Source organism: Streptomyces sp. P5F9, assembly GCF_057961495.1.
On sequence record NZ_JBXVPZ010000710.1, the window covers coordinates 1 to 3,424 of the forward strand.

Below are 3,424 nucleotides of genomic sequence, written 5' to 3' on the forward strand. Positions count from 1 at the left end.
CGGTGAGCCCGACGCCCCGTCGACCGTGCACGACTGCACCCGGCTCCCGCCCCCGCTCAGCGTCACGTCGAGCGTCATGCCCCGGTACGGCAGCCCGCGCAGACTCACCGCCCCCCAGTTCGACGGCAGGCACGGGCTCAGCCGTAGCGAGTCGTCCGTGAAGGCCAGGCCGAACAGGCCGTCGTGGATCAGGCGGAGATACGCCGTCGCCGACCAGGTCTGGTCGGGCTGAGAGACGAAGTGGTCGGCGTGCCCGCTCGCGCCGCCCTGCCAGCCGCCGTCGACGGCGCCGGTCGCGGAGTCGTACAGCTCGTAGAAGCCGCCGCTCGCCGTGACCAGGTCGGCGAGGGTCTCGACGGCGAGGGCGAACGGCTCGGGGCGGCCCGCGTCGGCGGCGGCCTGGCCGTACAGCCCGTGGACCATCGGCCAGACCATCACGTTGTGCCGTCCCGGATGCCGGTCGTCGAAGCGCGGGAAGTGCGGCCAGACGTTGACGATGCCGTACGGCTGCCAGTGCGTGGAGTCGAGGAGCTGGACAGCGCGTTCGGGCTCGGCGACGCCGAGGAGGATCGCGAGGGCCAGCCCCGCGCCCTCCTGCGAGGTGTCGACATGTCCGGCACGGGTGCCCTCGCCGTGCACGAGATAGGCGTAGGTGCCGGCGTCCGGGCGCCACAGGTGTTGGTCGATCGCCGAGCGCAGGTGCTCCGCGTCCGAGCGGAACGAGGCGGCCTGTACGGGGTGGCCGAGGGCCTCGGACATGGCGGCGAGGGCCTGATGGGCGCCGTAGTAAAGGGAGTTGGTCGACAGGCACATCAGTTTGTCGGCGTGCGGGTGGTCGAGGACGAAGGACGAGTGGACGGACGTCGAGGCGGGCGGGCTGGGGTAGCCGGAGATGCCGTCGTTCATGAAGCCGGGGCCCTCGAAGAGGCCGAACGACGGGTTGAAGTGCTGGGCGCGGCGGGCCGCGAGGGTGTGCGCGGACGTGTCGTAGGCCCGGGTGAGGAAGGCGCGGTCGCCGGTGACCAGGTAGTGGTGATGCGCGGCCAGGACCCACACGATCTGGTCCCACCACTGGTTGTCCTGCTGGACGACGAACCCGTCCCGGGTGCGGTCGACCACGGACCACAGGGTGTTGCGGCCGACGTCAGGCGCGAGCAGGCTCACCCCGCTCCACGCGTTGACGGCCGCGTCCCGCGTCCAGCGCTGCGGCGCGGGATAGCCGCCGCCCGCCCGGACGACGGTGCCGGGCGGATAGGAGAGCAGGCCCGCCTTGTCGTACACGGCGCGGTCGGCGCCGATGGTGTTGGCGCCGGACACGGATCTGAGCGCGGAGGCGTAGACGGTGCCGAGGCGGCGTTGGACGGCCTGGTCGTCGAAGGTGAGGGTGGGCATGGTGTAGCCGTTCCCGGGAGCCGGGCCCTGCGCACCCGCCGGGACCGCCGTCGCCCCGGCGATGCCCAGCGCGATCAGGAGAGCCCGCCGCGAGATCCCGCGTTCAGCTGGCACGTTCCGTCCTCTCGGGCTCCCGGGGTCGAGGTGACTCCGGGAGCCCTGAGAACGATGGTGCCCCCTGGACGTTTCGGTCAGGCGCCCGGGTCGAACGTGATTCCGGACGGCTCCGCCGACGTGAGGTGGGCCGCGAAGTTCGCGTCCTTGAGCCCGAAGTTGGCGCTGCCGAAGTCGTACGCGCTCAACTTGTCGCGCAGGCCCGCCGGGTAGCCGTTCCAGCCGACGAGCGGCGGGTACTGCCAGGTGTGCTTGGCGTTCTCCGGCGGCTCGTCGTTCGCGTTCGCCAGGCGGAAGTCGTGCGTGCCGATGCCGTCCTTGTGGTAGACGATCTTGGCGTGCGTGCCGTCGAAACGGACGTCGGACGCCGCATGCACGGTGAACGAACCGTGGTTGGACGTCGACACGTACTGGATCGTGCCGTTCTGCACCCACACCACGACGTGTTCCCAGTCGTTGCGGTGGCCGCCGATACTGGAGTTGGCGACGGCCTGGTCCTTCTCGAAGTACAGGCCGTACATGTAGGCGCACCAGCCGTTGTTGCACTTGTAGCGCGAGTAGCTGTTGGTGTTGTCGAGGTCCGAGGCGTCGTGGCACTCGCCGCTGAGCGAACCCGTCGGGTTCAGGCCGCCGTTGATCGTCCCGTCGGGGCCGATCGCGGGTGTCGGGTAGCAGCCGTCCGTGTCGTAGTCGAAGGCGGGCAGATACGTCTGCTCGGCGGCTTCGGCGTTCGCGGGAAGCGCGGTGGGCGGGGCGGCGAAGGCGGCGCTGGGGAAGGCGATGACCAGGGCGGCGGCACCGCCGAGGCCGACGAGCCACCTTCCGCGGCGGGTGCGGGACTTCTGGGACGACACTGCGTCCTCCTCTTGGGTGCAGCCCAACGGCTATGGAGGGAAAGGGCTTTCATGATCTCGACTTTCCATGTACGCGCCAAGAGGGAGGGGTGTCACTCCGGTAACGACCCGCCCAATACTTGATCTACGCAACTTCCTTAACGCTCGGGCAGATCCGCCGCCGACTCCTCCGGCGCGAGGTCCGGGCGCAGCCGCAGCCAGGACGGCTGGCGCAGCATCCCGGCCCGGGTACGGGTGCTGTAGCGGACCTCACCGACCAGCCGGGGCACGACCCAGCGCGCGCCGGCCACCGGCGGTGCGGGGTCGAAGGGGCACGTGCCGGTCCCGGCGGCCCGCAGGAGTACGGCGAGTTCGGCACGCTCGGCCTCGCTCCAGCCGGTGCCGACATTGCCGACGTACCGCAGCCGGCCGGCCGCGCGCTGCCCCACCAGCACCGCGCCGGGCAGACCCGTCAGACGCCCCTTGCCGGGCACCCAGCCGCCGACCAGCACGTCCTCGCTGCGCAGATTGCGGATCTTGATCCAGGCGCGGGAACGGACCCCGGGTTCGTACACCGAGTCCAGCCGCTTGCAGACGAGGCCTTCGAGTCCGTGTTCGCGGGTGGCCCGCAGGGCTTCCGCGCCATGTCCGGTGAGGGCGGCGGGAGTTGACCAGTACGGGCCGTCGAGGTCGAGCTGCTCCAGCGTGCTGCGTCGGTGGGCGTAGGGGAGGGCGAGGAGCGGCTGTCCGAGGTGGGGGATGTCGAACAACACGAGGTGGACGGGCGTTTCGGCGGCTCGGCGCACAGCCTGCGCCGGCGACCCGGCCAGGCCCATCCGGCCCTGCAGCAACTGGAAGTCGGCGCGGCCGTGTTCGTCCAGGGCCAGGATCTCGCCGTCGAGGATCGCCGGGGTGGTGCCCAACTCGCTGCCCAGGGCGAGCAGTTCGGGGTAGGCGGCGGTGATGTCCTCGCCGGAGCGGGCGCGCAGGAGGACGCTGCCGTCGCCGGGGAGGTACACCAGCACGCGCTGGCCGTCCTGCTTGGTCTCGTAGGCCCACTGGAGGTCCTGGGCGGTGGGCGGGAG

At 71.2% G+C, this 3,424-nt stretch carries 3 protein-coding genes; all 3 read right to left on the reverse strand.

Translation table 11 applies throughout. The features are described from left to right. Nucleotides 1-1,506 (reverse strand): MGH1-like glycoside hydrolase domain-containing protein (locus AC31A1_RS48835; RefSeq protein WP_489659500.1); only part of this gene is annotated, 1,506 nt, incomplete at its 3' end. 77 nt (nucleotides 1,507-1,583) lie between these two features. Beyond that, nucleotides 1,584-2,360: an NPP1 family protein gene (locus AC31A1_RS48840; protein WP_489659501.1), complete on the reverse strand. Its 777-nt coding sequence runs from the start codon at nucleotides 2,358-2,360 to the stop codon at nucleotides 1,584-1,586. Nucleotides 2,361-2,497: 137 nt separating this feature from the next. Then, a partial coding sequence (locus AC31A1_RS48845; RefSeq protein ID WP_489659502.1) for an ATP-dependent DNA ligase occupies nucleotides 2,498-3,424 on the reverse strand: 927 nt, incomplete at its 5' end.